This window comes from Arthrobacter sp. Y3224198 (assembly GCF_059090025.1).
Window position 1 is genome coordinate 1 of the sequence record NZ_JBNHFG010000021.1, and the last position, 21,049, is coordinate 21,049.

Annotated in this window: 17 protein-coding genes; 6 read left to right on the forward strand and 11 right to left on the reverse strand. The window is 68.3% G+C overall.

Annotated features, from left to right (window positions below; translation table 11 throughout):
• Positions 1-415: DUF4129 domain-containing protein (locus tag AC5RUF_RS11800; RefSeq protein WP_494130699.1), on the forward strand; the 415-nt coding region annotated here is incomplete at its 5' end.
• A gap of 443 nt (positions 416-858) precedes the next feature.
• Here the strand turns inward: AC5RUF_RS11800 and AC5RUF_RS11805 are convergent.
• Entirely contained in the window at positions 859-2,340 is a 1,482-nt protein-coding gene (locus tag AC5RUF_RS11805) for an NAD-dependent succinate-semialdehyde dehydrogenase (RefSeq protein ID WP_494130700.1), read from the reverse strand.
• A 146-nt stretch (positions 2,341-2,486) separates the two neighbouring features.
• Positions 2,487-3,365, reverse strand: coding sequence for a 16S rRNA (cytidine(1402)-2'-O)-methyltransferase (gene rsmI, locus AC5RUF_RS11810; RefSeq protein ID WP_494130719.1), 879 nt, complete (start codon positions 3,363-3,365; stop codon positions 2,487-2,489).
• Between the two features lie 133 nt (positions 3,366-3,498).
• Between rsmI and AC5RUF_RS11815 the strand changes: the two genes are divergently transcribed.
• Together AC5RUF_RS11815 and AC5RUF_RS11820 are read left to right on the forward strand one after the other, a co-directional pair.
• The gene (locus AC5RUF_RS11815) at positions 3,499-5,076 is read left to right on the forward strand and encodes a dolichyl-phosphate-mannose--protein mannosyltransferase (protein ID WP_494130720.1); all 1,578 of its coding nucleotides are present in this window, start codon (positions 3,499-3,501) and stop codon (positions 5,074-5,076) included.
• A 42-nt stretch (positions 5,077-5,118) separates the two neighbouring features.
• Entirely contained in the window at positions 5,119-6,927 is a 1,809-nt protein-coding gene (locus tag AC5RUF_RS11820; protein WP_494130701.1) for an AMP-dependent synthetase/ligase, read from the forward strand.
• Between the two features lie 85 nt (positions 6,928-7,012).
• Here the strand turns inward: AC5RUF_RS11820 and AC5RUF_RS11825 are convergent, their stop codons facing one another.
• Together AC5RUF_RS11825 and AC5RUF_RS11830 are read right to left on the reverse strand one after the other, a co-directional pair.
• A complete protein-coding gene (locus AC5RUF_RS11825; RefSeq protein WP_494130702.1) occupies positions 7,013-8,737 on the reverse strand; it encodes a TIGR01906 family membrane protein in 1,725 nt (574 codons plus the stop codon).
• Positions 8,738-8,833: 96 nt separating this feature from the next.
• A complete protein-coding gene (locus AC5RUF_RS11830) occupies positions 8,834-9,820 on the reverse strand; it encodes a stage II sporulation protein M (RefSeq protein WP_493998446.1) in 987 nt (328 codons plus the stop codon).
• A 60-nt stretch (positions 9,821-9,880) separates the two neighbouring features.
• Here AC5RUF_RS11830 and AC5RUF_RS11835 point away from each other — a divergent pair, with 60 nt between their 5' ends.
• Complete coding sequence (locus tag AC5RUF_RS11835) at positions 9,881-10,681, forward strand: RDD family protein (protein WP_494130703.1); 801 nt, start codon at positions 9,881-9,883, stop codon at positions 10,679-10,681.
• Positions 10,682-10,736: 55 nt separating this feature from the next.
• Here the strand turns inward: AC5RUF_RS11835 and ahcY are convergent, their stop codons facing one another.
• The 3 genes from ahcY to AC5RUF_RS11850 form a co-directional block, all read right to left on the reverse strand.
• A complete protein-coding gene (gene ahcY, locus AC5RUF_RS11840; RefSeq protein WP_493998375.1) occupies positions 10,737-12,203 on the reverse strand; it encodes an adenosylhomocysteinase in 1,467 nt (488 codons plus the stop codon).
• Between the two features lie 43 nt (positions 12,204-12,246).
• Complete coding sequence (locus AC5RUF_RS11845) at positions 12,247-12,423, reverse strand: Trm112 family protein (RefSeq protein ID WP_493998376.1); 177 nt, start codon at positions 12,421-12,423, stop codon at positions 12,247-12,249.
• An 89-nt stretch (positions 12,424-12,512) separates the two neighbouring features.
• Positions 12,513-12,902 carry a DUF3499 domain-containing protein gene (locus tag AC5RUF_RS11850; protein ID WP_493998377.1) on the reverse strand — a complete coding sequence of 130 codons (390 nt, stop codon included), beginning with the start codon at positions 12,900-12,902 and terminating at the stop codon, positions 12,513-12,515.
• 159 nt (positions 12,903-13,061) lie between these two features.
• Between AC5RUF_RS11850 and AC5RUF_RS11855 the strand changes: the two genes are divergently transcribed.
• The gene (locus tag AC5RUF_RS11855) at positions 13,062-13,565 is read left to right on the forward strand and encodes a metallopeptidase family protein (protein ID WP_494130704.1); all 504 of its coding nucleotides are present in this window, start codon (positions 13,062-13,064) and stop codon (positions 13,563-13,565) included.
• 27 nt (positions 13,566-13,592) lie between these two features.
• On the opposite strand, the gene AC5RUF_RS11860 is transcribed toward AC5RUF_RS11855, so the two are convergent.
• From AC5RUF_RS11860 to AC5RUF_RS11870, 3 genes are read right to left on the reverse strand one after another with little or no spacing between them, the layout of a single operon-like run.
• On the reverse strand, positions 13,593-15,269 hold the full coding sequence (locus AC5RUF_RS11860) for a DUF5719 family protein (protein WP_494130705.1): 1,677 nt from the start codon (positions 15,267-15,269) through the stop codon (positions 13,593-13,595).
• The gene (locus tag AC5RUF_RS11865; protein WP_494130721.1) at positions 15,266-18,748 is read right to left on the reverse strand and encodes a glycosyltransferase; all 3,483 of its coding nucleotides are present in this window, start codon (positions 18,746-18,748) and stop codon (positions 15,266-15,268) included. The genes AC5RUF_RS11860 and AC5RUF_RS11865 overlap by 4 nt, the downstream gene beginning before the upstream one ends.
• Positions 18,748-19,287, reverse strand: a complete 540-nt coding sequence (locus AC5RUF_RS11870; protein WP_493997957.1) for a WhiB family transcriptional regulator — start codon at positions 19,285-19,287, stop codon at positions 18,748-18,750. The genes AC5RUF_RS11865 and AC5RUF_RS11870 overlap by 1 nt, the downstream gene beginning before the upstream one ends.
• A gap of 347 nt (positions 19,288-19,634) precedes the next feature.
• Here AC5RUF_RS11870 and AC5RUF_RS11875 point away from each other — a divergent pair, with 347 nt between their 5' ends.
• Positions 19,635-20,363 carry a TIGR03089 family protein gene (locus AC5RUF_RS11875; RefSeq protein ID WP_494130706.1) on the forward strand — a complete coding sequence of 243 codons (729 nt, stop codon included), beginning with the start codon at positions 19,635-19,637 and terminating at the stop codon, positions 20,361-20,363.
• Here AC5RUF_RS11875 and AC5RUF_RS11880 read toward each other — a convergent pair.
• Complete coding sequence (locus tag AC5RUF_RS11880) at positions 20,341-20,910, reverse strand: GtrA family protein (protein ID WP_493997955.1); 570 nt, start codon at positions 20,908-20,910, stop codon at positions 20,341-20,343. The two genes, AC5RUF_RS11875 and AC5RUF_RS11880, sit on opposite strands and share 23 nt — an antisense overlap.
• Positions 20,911-21,049: the final 139 nt, after the last annotated feature.

Below are 21,049 nucleotides of genomic sequence, written 5' to 3' on the forward strand. Positions count from 1 at the left end.
GGGCGCGGCGCTGGCCCCGTGGGCGCTGCGCCGGAACCGGACAGCCCGCCGCCGGGCGGGAGGAGGTACCGCCCCGGCCTGGGATGAAGTCGCCGACCTGGGCCTCGACTACGGCTATCCGGGCACGCCGTCGGACACACCTCGCGGCTACGCCCGCCGGCTGACCGCCGATGCCGGTCTTGCACCGGCGGCCGAGGAGGCGCTGAACCGGATCTGCCGTGCATACGAAGAGGAGGCCTATGCCCGCACCGGCACTGCAGCCCGCGGCGACGGGATGCCCGCCCGGGCCCCGGTGCCGGCGTGGTCCGATGTTGAGGCGCTCCACGCCGCCCTGCGGACGAATGCGGGCACGTTTACCCGGCTCAGGGCGCGGTTCCTGCCCCCGTCGCTGGCGACCCGCTTCCGGCACGGGTAACCGCGGGTAACCCGGCAGGAACAGCCGGAGCCCGCCCGCGGTGTTTAGCGGGCAGGCTCCGACTTCCCACGCTCTGTGACTGCTGTTACCTACGGGGTCACAGCAGCCACACACGTACCGAAGAGTGGGAAGTTTAGCGGCTCTGGTAGGCCCGTCCCGTCAGGCCCCGCCAGGCCGGTCCTTCCCGGACTCTGTGACTGTTACCTATGGGGTCACAGACGCCACATCCGTACCGCAGTGTGGGAAGTTCGACGCCAGGGAGGCCTCCGCCTGTTCCACCAGGCCGGTCTTTCCGCTCTGCGATACCCGTGCTGCTGGTGTGACCCCTGCGACCACACTGCCCACATGGAGGAAGTCTCCGGGGGGGGGGCAGGCAGCGGGATGGAACCGCTTCGGGCGCGCCGCAACCTGTTTCGGTTTTCCAGGGACGGGTCGGTACGGGTTTAGCCGGCGTAGGGATCGGCAATGCCGATGTACTGCGTGTAGAGGTACTCCTCGATCCCTTCGGCGCCGCCTTCACGGCCCAGCCCCGACTGCTTCACTCCGCCGAACGGAGCCGCGGCGTTGGACACCACACCGGCGTTCAGGCCAAGCATGCCCGATTCCAGCTTCTCCCCGATCCGGAGCCCGCGGTTCAGGTCCCGGGTGAAGACGTAGGAAACCAGTCCGTACTCGGTGTTGTTGGCCAGTGCCACGGCCTCGTCTTCGGTGGAGAACGTGACGACGGGCGCCACCGGCCCGAAGATTTCCTCCTGCAGGATCCGTGCACCGGGGGCCACGTCCTTCAGCACCGTCGGCTGGTAGAAGTACCCGGGGCCGTCCACGGGCTTCCCGCCCACCAGCGCCACCGCACCGCCGTCCACGGCGTCCGTCACCAGGGCGTGGACCTTATCCCGGGACTTGGCATCAATCAGCGGACCCACCTTGGTCTCGTCCTCGGTGCCGCGTCCGGTGGTCATGGCGCCGACCCGGGCGGCAAATTTTTCGGCGAATTCATCCGCCACGGTGTCCTGCACGATAAAGCGGTTGGCGGCGGTGCAGGCCTCACCCATGTTCCGCAGCTTGGCGGCCATCGCACCATCCACGGCCTTCTCCAGGTCCGCATCTTCGAAGACGATAAACGGCGCGTTGCCGCCCAGCTCCATGGACGTGCGCAGCACGTTCTCCGCGGCGTCGCGGATCAGGCCCTGCCCCACGGGGGTGGATCCGGTGAAGGAGACCTTGCGCAGGCGCTCGTCCTTGAGGATAGGTCCGGTCACGTCGCCTGCGGAGGTGGTGGAAACCACGTTGAGCACACCGGCCGGCAGCCCGGCTTCCATCATGACCGCGGCGAAGAGCTGGGAGGTGAGCGGAGTCAGCTTGGCCGGCTTGAGCACCATGGTGCATCCGGCCGCCACTGCGGGGGCGATTTTTCGCGTGGCCATCGCCAGCGGGAAGTTCCACGGCGTGATCAGCAGGCACGGTCCCACCGGCTTCTTGTTGACCAGCAGGCGGGACTTGCCGTCCGGAGAGGTGCTGTAGCGGCCCGAAACGCGGACAGCTTCCTCGGAGAACCAGCGCAGGAACTCTGCGCCGTAAGCCACCTCGCCGCGGGCCTCCGCCAGCGGCTTGCCCATTTCCAGAGTCATCAGCAGGGCGAAGTCCTCGGTGCGTTCGGTCACGAGTTCAAAGGCGCGCCGCAGGATTTCCCCGCGCTCACGCGGAGCGGTCCGCGCCCAGGAATCCTGTGCTGCGGCAGCGGCGTCCATGGCCCGGGCGCCGTCCTCGGTGCTGGCGTCGGCGATGCTGAGGAGGGTCTTGCCGGTGGCGGGGTCTTCGACGTCGAACGTGCGGCCCGTCGACGCGTCCTGCCACTGCCCGTTGATCAACAGGCCGGTGGGGACCTGCGCCAGGAGTTCGGCTTCACGGTCTGTGGGAATACCCATGGGGGTTGCCTCCAAAGTTCATCGGATCCACGCGGGCACTCCGCCCGCTGTCCCCTTCACCGTAGGCTTCCCCGATCGGCCGTGTAAATGCGGATGTGCACTAGGACACAGCGGAACCTCTGTGCAGATGTCCAGCCGGCCGCCGGTCAGCCCCGCGCTTCGAGCACCGCCGAATACAGCTCACGCTTGCTGATCCGGGCGTCCTCGGCCACGGCGGCAACTGCGTCCTTGAGCCGGATACCCTGCTGCACCAGTCCGTTGACGGCAGCCACATGGTCGGCGGCCTGCTCGGGGGCGGCATCGGGCGCACCCTCCACCACTACGGCAATTTCTCCGCGGACGTCCCCGGCCTCGGCCCATTCCAGCAGTTCGCGCAACGGGCCGCGCAGCACCTGTTCATGCAGTTTGGTCAGTTCGCGGGCAATGGCTGCCCGCCGGTCGGAACCGAACGCGGTGTCCAGTGCCCGGAGCATGGGTTCCAGGCGGTGCGGAGCTTCGAAAAACACCATGGTCCGCTGCTCCCCCGCCAACTGCGCCAACCGGGTGCTGCGTTCGCCGGGCTTGCGGGGCAGGAACCCTTCAAAGCAGAAGCGGTCCGTGGGCAGGCCCGAGAGTGCCAGTGCGGTCAGCACGGCAGACGGGCCGGGGGCCGCAGTCACGGTCAGGCCTTCCTCCGCCGCCGCTTCCACCAGCCGGAACCCGGGGTCCGAGACAGCGGGCATCCCGGCGTCGGTGACCATCAGGAGCGTGCTTCCACCACGGACCATGTCCAGGAGGTCCGCGGTGCGGGATGCCTCATTGTGCTCGTGGTAGCTGATGATCCTGCCCCGCGTGGTGATGCCCAGGGCGCTCACCAGCCGGTGCAGCCGCCGCGTGTCTTCCGCGGCAATAATGTCCGCGGTTTCCAACAGGCCGATCAGCCGGTTGGTCGCGTCTCCCATGTTGCCGATAGGGGTTGCTGCCAGGACGATCTGTCCGGGCCCCTTGGCTTGGTTGTCTGAACTGCCTGAATCGGTGCCCGCCATACTGCCGGTTATCTTGCTTGAGTCCACCCTCTAACCCTACGCGACAGGCTATAGAGTGGTGCGCGTGAGTCTCACCGCCGCCCCGAGAACCCGCCGCAGGTCCGCGCCCCTGCTTGACTCTCCGAACCGGGCCATGACCTATGAGGCACTTCGGGATCGCCTGCTGGGCGGGTTGGTCGTGCCGCTGGGGCGGGCCGGCTGGCTCCTGCCGCTGGTGATGGCCGTGCTGGGCGGCGTGCTGCGCTTTGTCCGGTTGGGCGAGCCCGGTTCGCTGGTCTTTGACGAGACCTACTACGTCAAGGACGCCTATTCCCTGCTCCAGTCCGGCTACGAGCGCGAGTGGCCCGAGGACGCCAACGATGCGTTCAACGCCGGTGCGCCGCAGAGTCCGCTCGACGGACCCGAATACGTGGTGCACCCGCCGGTCGGGAAGTGGATGATTGCCCTGGGCATGGCGCTCTTCGGCGCTGACAACGGTTTCGGCTGGCGTTTCGGCGCGGCGCTGACCGGCACTTTAACCGTCCTGGCCCTCGGGTTGATAGCGGCCCGGTTGTTCTCCTCGGCGACCCTCGGCGCCCTGGCGGGGCTGTTCCTGGCCGTGGACGGCCACCATCTGGTGCATTCGCGCACTTCCCTGCTGGATGTCTTCCTGACCTTCTGGCTGGTGGCAGCTTTCGGCGCCCTTCTGCTGGATCGGAGGGACGGACGGCTGCGCCTGGCCCGGGCCCTGTCGCGCGCTGCGCCGCCGGGATTGGCGGGCGGCGCCGGAGCCGGGCCTGCGGATCGGGCCCTGCTCTACGGTCCGTGGCTCCTGTGGCGTCCCTGGCGCCTTGTTGCCGGCGTCTGCCTGGGGCTGGCGGTGGGCACCAAGTGGTCGGCGCTGGCGTTTGTGGCGGTGTTCGGGCTGATGACGGTCCTCTGGGACGTCAACGCCCGCCGGGTGGCCGGGATCGTCCGCTGGGAGGGCGCTTTCCTGCGCGGCGGCGTGCCGGCCTTCCTGACCATCATTCCGGCTGCACTCGCCGCGTACCTGGCTGCATGGACCGGGTGGTTCCGGTCCGACGACGCCTACAACCGGCAGTGGGCGGTGGAAAACCCGGACTCGGGCCCGGGCTGGCTGCCGGCATCCCTGCGGTCCCTGGCTGAGTACCACCGCAGCGCATACGCCTTCCATAACGGGCTCTCCGCCGAGCACAGTTATTCCGCCTCCGCCTGGACCTGGCTGTTTATGGGCAGGCCCACGTCCTTCTATTACGAATCCTCGGCCTACGGCGAGGACGGCTGCGCAGTGGACAGCTGCTCCTCCGCTGTCACCTCCGTGGGCAACCCCCTGATCTGGTGGGCCGCGGCCCTGTCGCTGCTGGTAGTGCTCTTTTACTGGATCGGCCGGCGCGACTGGCGGGCAGGTGCGGTCCTGTCCGGAGTGGCTGCTGGATACCTGCCCTGGTTCGCCTATCCTGAACGGACCACGTTCTACTTCTACGCGGTGTCATTTGAACCGTTTCTGGTGCTGGCCCTGGTCTACGTCCTCGGCCTGGTCCTGGGCCGGAGCACCGACACGCCGCAGCGGCGGCGGACGGGGTTACTGGTTGTCGGCTGTTTCGCAGCGGGGGTCCTCCTGCTCTCGGCATTCTTTATGCCGGTCTGGACAGCGGAAACCGTCCCGTATTCTGTCTGGCGGCTGCGTATGTGGATGCCCAGCTGGATTTAAGTCTCGTTACCCATGTGCAACGGCACAGAAAGAGAGGGATAAGTGCGCGAGTCCGCCACTGACCTCCTGGTTAGTCTTCCCGCAGATTCAAACGTCACGGATCTGTTGCTCCAAATGCATTCAAAAGACCCATCCCGCGTGCTGTACGCGGTCAAGAACGGCAGTGAGTGGGAAGACATCACCGCCGCGCGCTTCCTGGCGGAGGTGACCCGCCTGGCAAAGGGGCTGATCGGGTCCGGTGTCCGTCCCGGTGACAGCGTTGCCGTGATGTCCCGAACATCCTATGAGTGGACCGTGGCAGACATGGCCAACTGGTTCGCCGGGGCGGTGACCATCCCGATTTACGAAACGTCCTCCCCCTCCCAGGTCGAGTGGATCCTCTCCGACTCCGGTGCCCGCCACGTCTTCGTCGAGGACGAGCGAAAGGCCGCCGTCGTGCAGGCGGGCATTTCCGGGCTTGAGGGCGAATTTGCCGTGTGGATGATGAACGACGGCGACGTCGCGGATTCGCTGACCGCCCTCGCCGCCGCCGGCAGCGAGGTCAGTGACGAGATGCTGGAGGCGGCCCGCAGCACCGCGAACCTCGACGACACCGCCTCCATGGTCTACACGTCCGGCACTACCGGCCGCCCCAAGGGTTGCGAAATCACGCACGGCAACTTTGCCCTCTTCGGCGTGAACGTCATCGAAGTGCTCCCGGAGATGCTGAAGGTCCCGAACCCGACCACCCTGATGTTCCTGCCGCTGGCGCACGTCCTGGCCCGCGCAGTCCAGGTGGGCTGCCTGCATGCCGGCGTCAAGGTGGGCCACTCCCGCAGCGCCTCGGACCTGATGTCCGATCTCAAGTCCTTCCAGCCGACGTTCCTGCTGGCCGTGCCCCGGATCTTCGAAAAGATCTACACCGGTGCCCAGGCCTCCGCCGAAGCCGCCGGCAAGGGCAAGGCTTTTGCCGCTGCCTCCGCCACCGCCATTGCCTACTCCGAGGCCAAGGACTCCGCAGCCCGCGGCGGCCGCGGGCCCTCCGCGGCGCTGACCCTGAAGCACAAGCTGTTCGAACGGCTTTTCTACCCCAAGGTCCGGGCGGTGCTCGGCGGAAAGGCCGCCTTCGCCATCTCCGGCGCCAGCGCGCTCAGCCCCATGCTGGCCCATTTCTTCCGCGGCAGCGGCGTGACCGTGCTCGAGGGCTACGGCCTCACCGAAACCACTGCCCCGGCAAGCGTGAACCAGGCCAGCCGGACGCGGGTGGGTTCGGTGGGGTTGCCCATGCCGGGCACCACCATCAGGATTGCCGACGACGGCGAGGTGCTGGTCCGCGGTGCAGTGGTCTTCAAGGGCTACCACCGCAACCCGGAAGCCACTGCTGCCGCCTTTGACGGTGAGTGGTTCAAGACCGGCGACGTCGGCGAGCTGGACGGGGACGGATTCCTGCGGATCACCGGCCGGAAGAAGGACCTGCTGGTCACTGCCGGCGGCAAGAACGTGGCCCCCGGCCCGCTGGAGGAGAAAATCCGTGAGAGCCGCCTCGTCTCCCAGGCCGTTGTGGTGGGCGAGGGCCGGCCCTTCGTGTCGGCACTGATCACCCTTGACGATGAGGCGCTGGAGGCCTGGAGCCGGGAGAACGGGGCCCCGTCCGGTGCCGCCGCTGATGATCCCCGTATCCAGCAGATGCTGCAGGAGGCCGTGGACGCCGCCAATGCAACGGTTTCCCGGGCCGAGCAGATCCGGAAGTTCGCGGTCCTGCCCAAGGACTTCTCCCTGGAGTCCGGACACCTGACGGCCACGTTGAAGCTGCGCCGCAACGCGGTCATCTCCGACTACGCCGACGAGGTGGAAAAGCTCTACGCGAAGTAGCCGGGCAAACACAAAGAATCCCCCGCACCGGAAACGGTGCGGGGGATTCTTTGCGTCCGGGCCGGGCCCGGTGCGTGCTGTGTGCCTAGAGCGCGTTCAGCGATTCCGCGTATCGCCGGCGGGCGTCCTCGCGGGCCTGGCGGACGCTTTCGCGGCGAGCCTTCGTGGGCCAGCAGGTGGCGAGGACGACGGCGCAGGCGGCCAGCACCAGCGCCGCGATCACAATTCCGGCGTCCATCCAGAACTGTGCGGGGAAGAGCCGGATCAGTGTGTCGTCCAGGCGGAACGTCCAGTTGCCGTTGGCGAAGAAAAGGGTATGCACCTGGGTGAAGAACTGTTCCCAGCCCAGGACGGCCAGGACCACCAGCACGGACATAAGGGCCAGCGTCGCCACCGCTCCGGCAAAGAGTGCGCGCCGGACGCCTCCCGGGCTCCGGCGCCTCAGGTACAGGAGGGCGAAAAGGCCGAGGACCACCATGACGGCAGCGGCCGCAAACGCCCCCGTCAGCACCGCTTTGACGTCGGCCATGTGGCTGACCTCGCTCGCCAGGTACAGGGGCTGCCCCCCGTCCCCCACCAGGTCGCCCAGATACCGGGACCCGCTCAGGTTAGTGAGGTAGTCCACCGCGTAGGAGCCGTAGGTCATCCGGTCATCGGTGGTGAAGCCGTAAGCGTCGCCGGGGAACCCCGGGCGGTGGTACTCGGCCCACAGGAAAAGGGGGGTGGCCACGGCGCGGATCGCTGCCGCCAGCACCACTACGGGGAAGAAGACGGCGACCATCACCTGCAGCACCCGGGCCAGCACGGGTTTGCCTGCGGCGGCCTTTTCCCGCTCCTTGGCCCGGCGTTCGGCTTCCTCCGGCGTTACCACGGCGGGATGGGCCTCAACGTCGGCATCCTCGCCAACACCGGCTCGGTCGGTTTCCCGGGCGTCGGCGGGCACATCCACGGCTCCGGCCGTGCCTGCCTGCCCGCCGTCCGCATCCGGGCCACCGGTACGGGCGGCCGGCTCTCCGGCCTGCTCTTCGCCGTCAACCGGCTGCGCTGTCCCGGCCCGTTCTGCGGTCGTGTCCTGTTCCATGGCGGGGGAAAGATCATCATCGGCCGTGACCGGCCGGTTGCCGTCGCCGCGGACCGGGCCGCGCGCCTGGTCCGGCATGGTTTCCAGGCCCGGTTCCGCCGCCGGATGCCTGTCCCGGCTGCCGTCGCGGTCCAGGGGGTCGTGACGGCCCTGGGGGTCGCCGCTGCCCTCAGCCACGTCGCCGTCATGACCGTCGTGGTTGTCCCGGCGCCCGTCAGGGCCGCCGTCGTGCTCATAAGCGCTGAGGTTCGGGAGCGTGCTGGCCCGGCGCATCGGAAGCTCGCTGCGCTGGGCCAGGCTTGGATGTCCGCCGGGCACGGTTGCAGCGGATGACCCCGGGGCGGCCGGTGCCGCGGAAGCACCGGAAGCGGTTGAATCAGCACTGCCGGCGGCAGGGTCCACAGGGTCGGGGACGTCTCCGTCAGCCCGGTCGCTTTTCCCGGCAGCCGAAACGTCGGAGGTTGTTCCCGGGGCCACGGCATCATCGGCGGCTGTTCCGGTGCGGTCCCCCTCCGCCGCTGAGCCGGCAAGAGTATTGAACTCCGCGTCCCAATCGGCGTGTTCATCCGGGCCCGGAAGAACGGGAGACCCGGCGGGACGGGCGGAGTGGGCTCCCGAGCGGGAACCGATCCGGGAATCCGGTTCGGCCGGCGCGGAATCGGCGGCACCGTTCGGAGGCTCTCCCGGCGTCGTCGGTCGATGCGTGGGGGTTTCGTCCTGGCTTGCCACTCTTCCTCTTTCACTTCCCTGAACTGTTGACGCTGGTCTTACCTCGACATTACCGGGACAGTACGGGTCAGTCGCGTACGCCACCCCGCCCGGGGCCTAGGCGGTGCGCAGCTCGGCGCCGGCGTCGCTTGCCGTAAGGTCCCCGCGGTGACCGTTTCGGTACGCGCGGCGGCCCAAAACCAAGGTGTAGGTCCAGTACGCGCAGAACACCAGGAACCCGATGGCCAGGCGCAGCCACGGGGGCAGCGGGCTGGGCGTGACAAACCCTTCCACCAGCCCGGAGACAAAGAGCACCAGGACCAGGCCAAGGCCGACGGTCATCAGTGACCGGCCCTCCCGGGCCAGCGCCGCCATGCGCGGACTGCGCCCGGGCGCCACCAGCGTCCAGAAAATCCGCAGGCCTGCGGCACCGGCGATGAAAATGGCGGTCAGCTCCATAAAACCGTGCGGGAGGATGTACGTGAAGAAGACATCCAGCCGGCCGTGGGCGGCCATCAGCGCAGCGGTCGTCCCCAGACTCACCGCGTTTTGCAGGAGGATCCACGGCACCCACACACCGGTGATGCCAAATGCCACCGCCTGCACGGCGATCCACGCGTTGTTGGTCCAGACCATGCCCGCGAAGGACGCCGTGGGGTTGTAGTAGCTGACGAAATCCTCTTCCACATACCGGCGGAGTTCCGCATCGCTTCCCATGGTGGCGAGCACCCCCGGCGTGTTGAACGCCCATACCCCGCTCAGCCAGGCGACGAGGAGGAACGCCGCGCCTACGGCCGCTGTCAGCCAGCGCACCCGGTAGAACGCGGCAGGAAGCCCCTGGACAAAAAAGCGGGCGGTTTCCTCCACGGCGTTGGAGCGGTTACCGGTGAACTTTGTCCGGGCCCTGGCCAGGCGCATGGACAGGGATGCGGAGAGGGGACCTTCAGGCGCCACCGAACGCACAATCGACAGGTGCGTGGAGGCACGCTGATAGAGCCGGAGAAGCTCGTCCGCCTCGGAACCACTCAGCCGGCGTCGGCCGGTCAGTTCATCGAGGCGCGTCCAATCGGCACCGTGTACGGCGGTGAAGGCATCCAGGTCCACGGGTACACCCTAACGGGTCGGTACAGTGGTCCTCACCAACGGCTTTCCAGGAGGACACGCGTGAGCAGCATTATTACCGGCGAGGCAGTGGTTCTGGACCTCCGCCCCGCCGGCTTCGCTCCCCGGATGGCCAGCGCCCTCATCGACGTCCTGGTAGCCGTCCTGGCCTATGTCCTTGTGGTGCTGCTGTTGGGGCAGGTCCTGGCGGAAGCGGACTTCAACCTGCTGCGGGCGCTCCTGGTGGGCTCGGCGGTCCTGGTGTTCGTGATCGCCCCCGCTACGGTGGAAACGCTGACACGCGGCAAGTCACTGGGCCGGCTGGCCTTGGGGTTGCGCATAGTGCGCGACGACGGCGGGTCGGTGCGGTTCCGGCACGCCATCATCCGGGCGGTCACGGCCGTGCTGGAAATCTATGCCCTGTCCGGGGCCCTGGCCTTCTTCGTCGCCGTGTTTAACGCCCGGTCCAAGCGCCTCGGCGACGTGCTGGCCGGCACCTATGCGCTGCAGGAGAGGGTGCACTCGGCCCCGCGGCAGCCGGTCGTTATTCCGCCCGAGCTCGCCGGGTGGGCACAGCTCGCGGATCTGGGACGGCTCCCGGACCCGCTGTCCCGGCGGATTTCCCGGTTCCTGGGCCAGACCGGCGGGATGGCCGGTCCGGCCCGGACAAAGCTGGCAGCGGAACTCGCAGCGGAAACGGTGCCGTATGTGTCCCCGCAGCCGCCGGCCGGCACCCACCCGGAAGCGTACCTGCGGGCGGTGACCGGCGCGCGGCGGGACCGGGACTATGCCCGGCTGGAACGTTCCCGCCTGCAGGCTGCGGTCCTCGGCGAACGGCTGCACCGGACGCCCTTCAGCCGCTAGGACCGCGCCGTGCCGGCGGGACCGGCGGGTTCCGGAGTGGGTTGTTCCGGAGTGCTTAGTAGCGGTAGTGCTCGGGCTTGAACGGCCCGGCCACGTCCACGCCCAGATAGTCCGCCTGGCTCTTGGTCAGCTCCGTCAGTTCGACGCCGAGGGCAGACAGGTGCAGGCGGGCCACCTTCTCGTCCAGCACCTTGGGCAGCACGTAGACCTGGTTGGCGTAGGTCCCGTCGCCGTGCTTGGTGAACAACTCAATCTGCGCAATGGTCTGGTTGGCAAAGGAGTTGCTCATTACGAAGGAAGGATGGCCGGTGGCGTTGCCCAGGTTCAGCAGCCGCCCCTCGGACAGGACGATGATGCTGCGCCGGGCATCCGTACCCTCGTCGAAGACCCATTCGTGGACCTGCGGCTTGATTTCCACCTTGCGGATGCCGGGAATCCGGGCCAGCCCGGCCATGTCGATCTCATTGTCGAAGTGGCCCACATTGCCCACAATGGCCTGGTGCTTCATGCCGGCCATATGCCGGGCCATGATGATGTCCTTATTGCCGGTGGTCGTGATGAAGATGTCGCCCTGGTGCAGCACCGACTCCAACCGGGCCACCTGATAGCCGTCCATGGCTGCCTGCAGCGCGCAGATCGGGTCGATTTCCGTGACGATGACGCGGGCACCCTGCCCGCGCAGCGCCTCCGCCGCGCCCTTGCCGACGTCGCCGTAGCCGCACACTACCGCCACCTTGCCGCCGATGAGCGTATCCGTGGCCCGGTTCAGGCCATCCGGCAGGGAATGCCGGATGCCGTATTTATTGTCGAACTTGGACTTGGTCACCGAATCGTTGACGTTGATGGCCGGGAACAGCAGCTTGCCTTCGGCGGCCAGCTGGTAAAGGCGCAGCACGCCGGTAGTGGTTTCCTCCGTGACCCCGCGGATGCCTTTGGCAATTTCCGTCCATTTACCGGGATGTTCGGCCAAACTGCGCCGCAGCCGGTCCAGGATGACGGTGAACTCGTAGGAGTAGCCCTCATCCCCTTCACGGGGGTTCTCCGGCACGAAGCCCGCGGCTTCGAACTCCACGCCCTTATGCAGGAGCAGGGTCGCATCGCCGCCGTCGTCCAGGATCATGTTGGGCCCGCCCGATCCCTCGGGCCAGGTGAGGATCTGCTCGGCCGTCCACCAGTAGTCCTCAAGCGATTCATTCTTCCATGCGAACACCGGGACCCCTGCGGGATTCTCCGGGGTGCCGTTCCCCACCACCACGGCCGCGGCGGCTTCATCCTGGGTAGAGAAGATGTTGCAGGAGGCCCAGCGCACCTCGGCCCCCAGGGCCGTAAGGGTTTCAATCAGCACCGCCGTCTGGACCGTCATGTGCAGGGAACCTGCGATGCGCGCTCCGGCCAGCGGCTGGCTGGGGCCGTATTCGCGGCGCAGCGCCATCAGCCCCGGCATCTCATGTTCAGCCAGGCGGATCTGGTGGCGTCCTGCCTCGGCTAGGGAAAGGTCGGCTACTTTGAACTCAATGCTCACGCGCACTTCCTCGGTGGTAGCGGCAGGACGGGCCCGTGCCCTCCTACCTGGGGTCGGAGGCCTTCAACAGGACGGGAATCCCTTCTTCCACCCGGTAGCGTACCGGCGTCCCTGACGCGTCGGGTTCGGTGGAAACCAGTTCGTCGCCGTCCTGCCGCAACTGGGAACCGGTAACGGGGCAACGCAGGACGGCTAGGAGTCCGGCTGACAATGTGGCCATGGTGAAAACAGCACTTCCTTGAACTAAGGTGCCGCGGCTGGCGGCGCATCACAGCCCAGCCTATCCCTAGGACGGGCGCTGCGGGCGGCCTAGTTCTGTTCGCGGAGGACGCGCAGGTGCGCCCGGCGGCTGCCCGGAGTCTCGGCCGGGGGCTCCAGGGCGTGCTTTCCGCTGCGCTTGGGTTCGTCTTCCTCGTCGCCGGAGGCCTCGGCGGCCTGTTCCCGCACGGCATCTACAAGGGCGGAGAGTTCATCGCGGCTGGGAGTGCGCGGCTGTCCGTCCAGGTTCAGGCGGACCAGTTCCCAGCCCCGCGGAGCGGTCAGGCGGCCGGAGTGGGCCGCGCATAAATCGTAACAATGCGGTTCGGCATAGGTGGCCAGCGGCCCCAGGACGGCGGTGGAATCCGCGTATACGTAGGTCAGGGTAGCTACTGCCGGCTGGCGGCAGGCTGATCTGGAGCACTGACGTAAGGATTCCACGGAGGACCACTTTACCCGCTTGCCCGCAGTGTGGGTGCAGGCGCGCCGTGACCGGAGGGCCGTTGCCGCACCGGCAGCGCGGGCAGGCAGCGGATGCCGGCAATTCCCGCCGGCACCGCGGGGTCCCCGCCGTCCGGGTCAGCGGTTAGAGTTCTGTACATGTCCATGGGATCCTCTTTCCGGGTGCGCCTCGATGCGGAGCAGGCTGCCGAAGCCTCCTCCCCGGGCGCCCGGTCCTTCCGGCAGCGCCGGCGCAACCGGCACGGCCGCGGCCTGCGCGGAGACCTTATCCCGCCGCACCTGGCCGGAGCACGCACGCGGTCAGAGCGCTTCGACGAATGGGTCCTGGAGTCGGCCCAACGCCTGGAGCGGCTTTGGGGCGAACGGATACAGGGCTACCAGTTCGTGGTAGCCGAAATCCCACCGGGGCTTGAGGAGCTGGCCCGCGACGGCGGGCCCATACCGCTGGGGGCAGGTACCGGACCGGAGCCCGGCCGCCCGGCCGTCATCACTATTTACCGTCACGCCGTGGAAACCGCGGCCCGCGGCCTGGTTCCGGTCAGCGAACTGCTTCACGACGTGGTCGTCGAACAGCTGGCCGCGTTGATGGGCATGGACCCGGAAACAGTCGATCCCGCCTACGGCAGGTTCCGGCCGCTGTAAGTTTCCCTCCGGTCGGCCATGGCGGACCTAGTGGCCCACTCCCACCTGCACGCGGTTTCCGCCGACCGTTCCCTTGGGCAGGATAAGGACGCTCAGGCCGCGGTCTCCTCCGGTGACCACCTGGGCGCCGTAGACCGGGGCCCCGGTGGCACGGACCAGGACGGCGACGGCGGAGCCTCCCAGGTCTGCCGGTGCCAGCGAGGCCGTGGCTCCGGCCGCCAGCGGCACGGTTTTCCCGGGCTGCAGCGTTCCGTCAGCCGACACAGCGGTCAGTTGCACCTCCGCGGCCCCTTCCGGAGCGGTGAAGGACAGCCTGCTGTCCGCAGACGGCAAGACCGCCAGATGCTCGCTTCCCAGCCGCTCCCCCGCGGTGGCCACCGCAAGGTCGGTGCCGGCAGCGGCGTCGGTCCCCCGACTGAAGACCGCCGCCGCGGAGACGGCAACGTCCGACGAAATATCCACGGTGTAGGTTCCCTCGGGCAGCGAATCCAGCGGAAGCCTCGTGACCGTGCCGGCCGCCACATTGTAGCTTCCGCCGCCCTCAAGGGCCACTTCCCCGGTCGCGCCGAAAACGCGTACGTTGACCACGGCGTCCCCTGCGCCGGGGACGGCAATCTGAAGGGTCGGCGTCATCGACGCATAGCCCTCCTCCGCTGCCATTGCCCGGGTGGTTGAAGGGTTCTGGATCCAGACTCCGCCGATCACCTGGCCGGGCCGCGGAGCCGCGGTGGGCTGGATCAGTTCCACTCCGCCGGGCGTCAAGCCGCGCAGCAGGTTCTGCGAAATGACCGCTGCCACCGGCCCGCCCGAGCTGCGCACCCGGACTGCCAACGCCTCCTGGTTGGCGGCCAGGCCTGCCAGCACCACCGAGCGGGTCTGGCCCGGAGCTACGGAAATGCCCCGGCTTCCCGGACCGCCCAGCGGCCCGGCGGTGCCGTACAGCTCCAGGTCAACATCGGCCGTCGTCTGCGAGGGGTTGGTCAGCTGCAGCACCGCGGTTGCACCGACCGTTGTCCGGGCTCCGACGAGCCACTGGTCATTCACCGGTGCGCGGCAGTTGGCTGCCGCCACTCCGGCCAGGTCGCCGTCAGCAGCCGAATAGGTGAGGGCAGCACCTGCCGTCGCTTCCAGGGCCCCGTTGGGCTCCGCGCTGAGCAACGTTGCGGCGGTAACCTGCTGGTCCCTGGCCACGCCGGCCGTCCGGGATCCTGCCAGCGGCAGTTCGGTGCCGCCGCCCATGCCCGCCAGCACCGAGCCGTCGGCCACGGACGCCAGCGCGGTTGCCGGCAGCGGGTTCCCCGCAACCGGAAGCGCCACCGCATTAACAACACTCTTGGCCGATGATGACTCGGCACTGAATTCCGCATCGGTGCCCGCTACGTTCCCGGAAAGCAACCGGGGCGGCTCCGGACAGACGCCGGTCAGCGGGCCGGCAGGCACATCGGTATACGGCACGTCCACTGTCCGGCCGGCAGCACCGGTGCCGGCGAGGGTGGAGCCGGCTGCCAGGGCCCCGGTGCAGGCCAGCAGCAGCACTCCCGAGGCCCAGCGTCCGGCCGTTCCGGTGGCTTTCCGCCGGTTGCGGTTCCGTGTGCCGGCGGGCTTGCCCCGGCCTTCCGGATCGGTTGCGCCGCCCGCCGCACCGGTGTCCTGCTGCGCGGCCGGCTGCTGACCGTCGTCGTCGTTGGGATTCGCTGTGCTCATGGCTGGTTTCCTTCTGCGGTCCGGGTTTCCTGCCATGCACCTGCGCCGGAGTGCGCCGGCGATGCTGCGGGTGACCCGCTCGCCGGTTCCGGCGTCCCCACAGGTACCGGGACGCCGTCCCCGGAGCTGCCGGCAGCACCGGCAGGCACAGCCGCCTCGGTTGCTTCAGCAGGCTCCGTGCGCGGCCGCTGCTTGCCGGGCAGGCGGATGGTCCGACCGGTGGTCGGAGTGGGCAAGGCCAGCAGAACGGTCAGGGCGATCACCAGGATCTGCAGAGCCTCCACCCACGGTTCCCAGACACTGGTGTACGTGATTTCCAGCTCTCCGCCGTTGGCCGGGAGTTGGAAAGCCTGTTCCCAGTCCCGGTCGGCGGTTGCCAGGGGTTTCCCGTCCAGGCTGGCGCTCCAGCCCGGGTCGGAGCGTTCGGCGAGGACGAGGATACGCCCCTCGGCCCCGGCGGGAACCTGGGCCCGGACCTCTTCGCTCCCGGAGGGCACCGCGGCGGCCGTCGTCCCGTCGGAGTTCAGGACACGCACGCGCGCCCCCGCCCCGGACTGGGTTTCGGTTCCTGCTTCGTTGAGCGGCTCGGTGACCCGCCAGAGCCAACCGGAACCGGTTTGGCCGACGGATGCCAGCCCCGGCACGGAATCCATCCGGCCGGCCAGCAACTCGGCGGCAGTATCGGATTCCTGCAGGACCACGAAGGCAACGCCAAGGCGTGCCAGTTCCCCGCGGGGATCCACACCTGTTCCGGCGGTGATCACGGCGACGGCACGGCGCAGGTCCGCGGTGGCCGGATCGTCGGCGCCGGGTGTGCCCGGAAGCCCCGACAGGGTTCGGGCCCCGTCAATGGTGGAGAGCTGTTCCAGGGTGGTTCCGCCACCGCGCATCAGGACTGCGGTGGCCTTCCCCTCCGCGTCGACGCGGAGGACAATGCTGCGCGACTGCGTGTCGCCGTATCCGGCGTCGGCCGCGGTGGCGGGAAGGGTACGTGCGTCCGCTCCGTGGAGTGCCGTATCCAGCCCCGGCAGGACACCGGCGGAGCCCGCCTCGTTGCTTACGGTCCCGGTTCCGCGGTCCCCGGGGAACCCGGAACCGGTGAATTGCGGTATGACCCACAGGCCGAGGCTTGCTATCGGGCCGGCGGCAAGGATCAGGCCCAGGACAGCGGCCAGCACAGGCCTGCTGCTGCGCTGCCGGGAGTCCTTGGCCGCTACCCGCCCCGCTGCCAGCATGTCTGCCGCGGCGGCCAGCGCCGCTGTCATCAAGAGGAGAACGGTTGCCGAAACCAACGGCCCGGTGAAGGGCGTCACCACGGCGTCTGCCGTGGCGGCGGTGCCGAGATAGGACGCGGCGATGTTGATGCCCAAGGCGGCCAGGACCAGCACCCACGCCAGGCGTGCCAGCCGGGCCGTAGCGCTGCGGAACAGGCCGGCGGCGGCCAGCATTGCCGTCGGAGCGCCCACCAGCAGGGCCAGGATGAGGGGCCAGGGTCCGGCCGGCAGGAGTCCGGCCAGGGTTCCCTCGGGCGCAAATGCCACCGGGTAGCCCAGCAGCTGCTGCCACGCTTCGGAGCGTTCAAACGCCAGCGGCACACCGGGATCTGCCAGGACGGCGCGCAGGTTCTCCGGCATGGCAGACAGGACCTGCGGAAGCAGGAGAACCGCGGCCGGCAGCAGGGCCCACCAGAGCGTCTTCGCCCGGCGGCGCAGGGCCAGCACAAGGATCAGGACCGCAACAACCGCCAGGACAAAAAGGATCGGCGCCGCTGCACACACGGCGGCCAGCAGGAGGCCGGCTGCTCCGGCTGCCGTCCATGACGCAGTCGGTCCGGCAGCACCCGCGGACGCCTCTTTGCCGGCACCCACCGCTTTGCCGCCGCCGACTGCGCGTGCAAAGGCCAGCACGGTGAGCGGAAGCAGGATATGGGCAAGCAGGCTGCCCAGGCGGCCGCTGCCCAGCGCTGTCTGGAACGCCGGAACCGATGCCCAAAAGAGGGCGGCCCAGAAACGCAGCCCCCGGTGGTCCGTAAAGGCACCCGCTGCGAACCAGGCCGTCAGCCCGGCCAGCGGAAGTGCCAGCAGCAGCAACACCAGGACGGCGGCGTTCCCGTTGCCGAACCCGGCTATGGCCAGCAGGGACAGCATAAAACCGAAGGGGTCTCCGTGTGCGGGATAGCCCGACCCCAGCTGCGCCCACCACCCGGTTGCGGCGGACCAGACGGCACCCACGCCCTGGCCCAGCGGAAGCAAGGCGTCCCCGGCGACGGCGGAGGCACCGAACAGCCGGTGGAGGCCGGTGAAGGACGCTGCTGCGAGCAGCAACGCGGCGGCCAGGGCCCCCAGCCCCACCCAGCTGCGGCCGGGACCTTCCAGGGCGGCAAAGTCGTCAGTGGCGTCGCCGCTGGGAACATACTCCTGGCTTCCGGAGTCCGCTGTTTCGCTGCCGAGTGAAGCGGCCTGGGCTTCTGCCAGGGAGCGCCGGTGTTCGCGGACCTCACGGGCTCCGCTGCGCAGGGCGGACACCGCGTTGCGCGGACGGGTACGGGTGGCCGCGGCGCTCCGGCGCGAGCGGTAGAGGTCCATGGGCCGGCACACCGCAGCTGCGCTGGTGACCAGCGACGACGCCGCGTACCCGGGGTCCTTGGCCAGCATGCCCAGGAAAAACCGGCCGACCCCGCCTAGCACGGCGCCCACGGCCAGGAACGGCACCTGCCACAGCGGCGCGTGCTTGAGCCGCAGGAAGATTTCCGCCCGGCGGGTGGCGGCCTCCGACGCCGCCGGGTTGGGCCTGTTGCCGGCATGCCGGACGCTGGCGGCCGGAACCACCACCACGCGGCTTCCGGCCAGGCGATTCCGCCAGCACAGGTCAATGTCATCGCCGCTGCCGGGAAGGGCCGGATCGAATCCTCCGAGCTGGTCCCAGGCATCCCGGCGGATCAGCATGCCGGCTGAGTTAACCGCGAAAATATCGCTGCGGGAATCATATTGGCCTTGGTCCAGCTCGTCGGCGTCGATCATCGTGAGCCGCTCGGCCCACCGGTTGATGCTGATTCCCACGTCGACCAGGCGGCGGTCGTTGTCCCACTGGACCTGCTTGGTACCGGCAATAGTCACTGAAGGGGCACGTTCAACGGCCAAAAGGAGTTCTTCCAAAGCCGTGGGAGCAGGAGCGCTGTCGTCGTGCAGCAGCCAGATCCATTCGCTGGAGGGATCGGTTTCCGGGCGCCGTGGCAGCTCTGCCAGCCCGGCTTTGACTGCCGCTCCGAAGCCGCCGCGGGCCGGGGCTGCAATGACCGGGCTGCCCACCGGCAGTCCCAGCTGCAGACGGGACGCGCTTGCATCCGTGGAACCGGCGTCAACGCCAATGACGAAATCAGCCGGCCTGGTCTGGGCCGCCAATGCGGACAGTGTTTCGGGGAGGTACCGCTCACCGTTGTGGGCTACGACAACGGCACAAACGTGGACGTGCGAAAGAATTAGACTGCCTGCTTCCGGAGCCGGCGTCGTTCACGCTCGGAGAGTCCGCCCCAGATACCGAAGCGCTCATCATTGGCCAGCGCGTACTCCAGGCACTGGGACCGGACGTTGCAGGCCGCACAGACTTTTTTCGCGTCCCGGGTGGAGCCGCCCTTTTCCGGGAAGAACGCTTCGGGATCGGTCTGGGCGCACAGTGCGTCCGCCTGCCAGCCCAACTCGCCTTCGTCGGCGTAGTCCTGGCCGGTACCGGGCAGCCCGATCCAGACCGGACGGGTTTCGGTGGCAGCAGGGAAGAGCGAGACGGGAGGATCCAGGACGGTTTCCTCTTCGGCCGGGGTCTCGGCCAGGGCCTCATGGGCTGCCAGGAACGCGGTGGCCTGGTCTTCCAGGGAGCCCGCAGCCTCACGCCGGTACCGCTCGGCAGCAGCCGGATCGGCAGGATCCACATACCAGTCCACGGGGACACCCCGCGAACCGTAGCTGGCAGAAGCCTGCTCGGCTATGACGGTATTGTCCTGCTGTTCTTCTGCTTGCCCCATGGAGTCCTCCCGGTGTTACTGCCCCAGCGGCGGCTGTGTGGCGGCCCCAGGCGCCGGGCCTGCGGGTCGTCCAAGTGGCTGGAACAAATCCGATACCTAATTACACGCGTGTAATACGGCTCCGTCAAGCTGTTCAGGCATCTTATAGAGTTCATTGAGCGGATGCGGGCAACGCCACGCCCGGGATTTGCACCGTTTTCCCGGCGCGTCGGACTTTACCTGACACCACCAACTGTGGGAATCGGCATCCGGGCTGCATCCGGCGCCGAGCCAAAAAGGAATCACCGCCGCCGTGTCCGGATGTACGGATACGCCAAACGCACCACCCAAGGAAAAGAGCAACAGATATGAGCACACCGGCATCCACCCTGCTGGCCTCGCTGCGGACGCACCAGGCCACCTCTCCGGCACTGATCTGGTACGGCCCGGAGGGCGAGCGGATCGAGCTTTCCGGAAAAGTGCTGGACAACTGGGTGGCCAAGACGGCCAATTTCCTGGTGGACGAGCTCGATGCCGAACCCGGAATGCGGCTCCGCGTGGACCTCCCCGTGCATTGGAAGACGCTGGTCTGGGCACTGGCCGGATGGCAGACGGGCTGCACCGTGGTGTGGGATCCGGCAGGGACCGCCGCGCCTGCCGCGGTCACAGTCACTGCAGCTCCCGGCAACGCGGCCCGCGGCACCGTGGTGGCCGTGGCCCTTGGCGCGCTGGATCTGGCCTTCCCGGGCGAGCTGGCCCCCGGCGTCGTTGATTATGCGGCCGAAGTCCGTTCCTATGCCGACACGTATATCGAGGATGCGGTGCCCGGCCCCGGCGTGCCGGCGCTGGAGGTGCACGGTGGAACTGCGGCCGCACTGCTGAAGGAAACCGTTCCGTATGCCTCGCTCCCGGCAGGGGCGCCGGCGGCGGAAGCGCCGGGGGTGCTGCTCGCCTCCTCCACGGACCTGCCGCTGGTGCTGGAGGCGGCACTGCAGATGTGGGCGTCAGGCGGCGCGGTGCTCCTGACCGCCGAGGGGGTGCAGCCGAGCGCCAAGGTGCTCGACTCGGAGCGTGTTACGAAGCGTTTGGGGGCCTGAGCGCACTGCGCGTCGGAGAAGCTTCCCCGCGGGGGGCGGCTTCTCCGCGCGGAGCGGGTTCCTCGAGCAGTTCGTAGTCCTGCTCGAAGCCCGGCTCACTGTCCAGTTCGGCGTTAAAGACCCAGAAGCGGTAGGCGAAGAACCGCAGCACGGTGGCGACGCCGATGCCGATCACACCGGCCAGGAAGAGCAGGTTCTTGTCCTGGATACCCATGGGGTACCGGGCTACCCAGGTGAACCCGGTGGAGATCAGGATGCCGACTCCGTTAATGAGGACGAACAGTCCAAGCTCGCGGGCCACGTTGTTCTGGTTGCGGCGGCGGCGGAAGGTCCAGTACCGGTTGGCTACCCAGGAAAACATGGTCGCGACGACGGCACCCACAAAACGTGCCTTGACCTCGCTGCCGGACATGGGCCCGTGCATCAGGAACAGGGTCAGGCCGTTGTCGATGACGAATGCCAGTGCACCTACGGTTCCGAACTTGGCAACTTCCCGCCAGAACAGGGAAACAAGGCCCCGAACCCAGGACGACAGCGATGTAAACATGACCCTCCGAGGCCGATCAGCGACAGGGGCCCGAAAGAAAGCGGACGGCTGCCTGTACCCGACGCGCGGACGCACGGCGGTCGAGAGACAATATTACCGCCAGTTCATGGGAGTTCGCTGGAGCTGCTCTTCCATCCGG

Bases quoted from the DNA above. Each gene is read 5' to 3' on its own strand.
- AC5RUF_RS11805 (WP_494130700.1), bottom strand. From the start codon at position 2,340: ATGGGTATTCCCACAGACCGTGAAGCCGAACTCCTGGCGCAGGTCCCC.
- rsmI (WP_494130719.1), bottom strand. From the start codon at position 3,365: ATGGCGGGCACCGATTCAGGCAGTTCAGACAACCAAGCCAAGGGGCCC.
- AC5RUF_RS11815 (WP_494130720.1), top strand. From the start codon at position 3,499: ATGACCTATGAGGCACTTCGGGATCGCCTGCTGGGCGGGTTGGTCGTG.
- AC5RUF_RS11845 (WP_493998376.1), bottom strand. From the start codon at position 12,423: ATGGCCACATTGTCAGCCGGACTCCTAGCCGTCCTGCGTTGCCCCGTT.
- AC5RUF_RS11855 (WP_494130704.1), top strand. From the start codon at position 13,062: ATGTCCATGGGATCCTCTTTCCGGGTGCGCCTCGATGCGGAGCAGGCT.
- AC5RUF_RS11860 (WP_494130705.1), bottom strand. From the start codon at position 15,269: ATGAGCACAGCGAATCCCAACGACGACGACGGTCAGCAGCCGGCCGCG.
- AC5RUF_RS11870 (WP_493997957.1), bottom strand. From the start codon at position 19,287: ATGGGGCAAGCAGAAGAACAGCAGGACAATACCGTCATAGCCGAGCAG.
- AC5RUF_RS11875 (WP_494130706.1), top strand. From the start codon at position 19,635: ATGAGCACACCGGCATCCACCCTGCTGGCCTCGCTGCGGACGCACCAG.
- AC5RUF_RS11880 (WP_493997955.1), bottom strand. From the start codon at position 20,910: ATGTTTACATCGCTGTCGTCCTGGGTTCGGGGCCTTGTTTCCCTGTTC.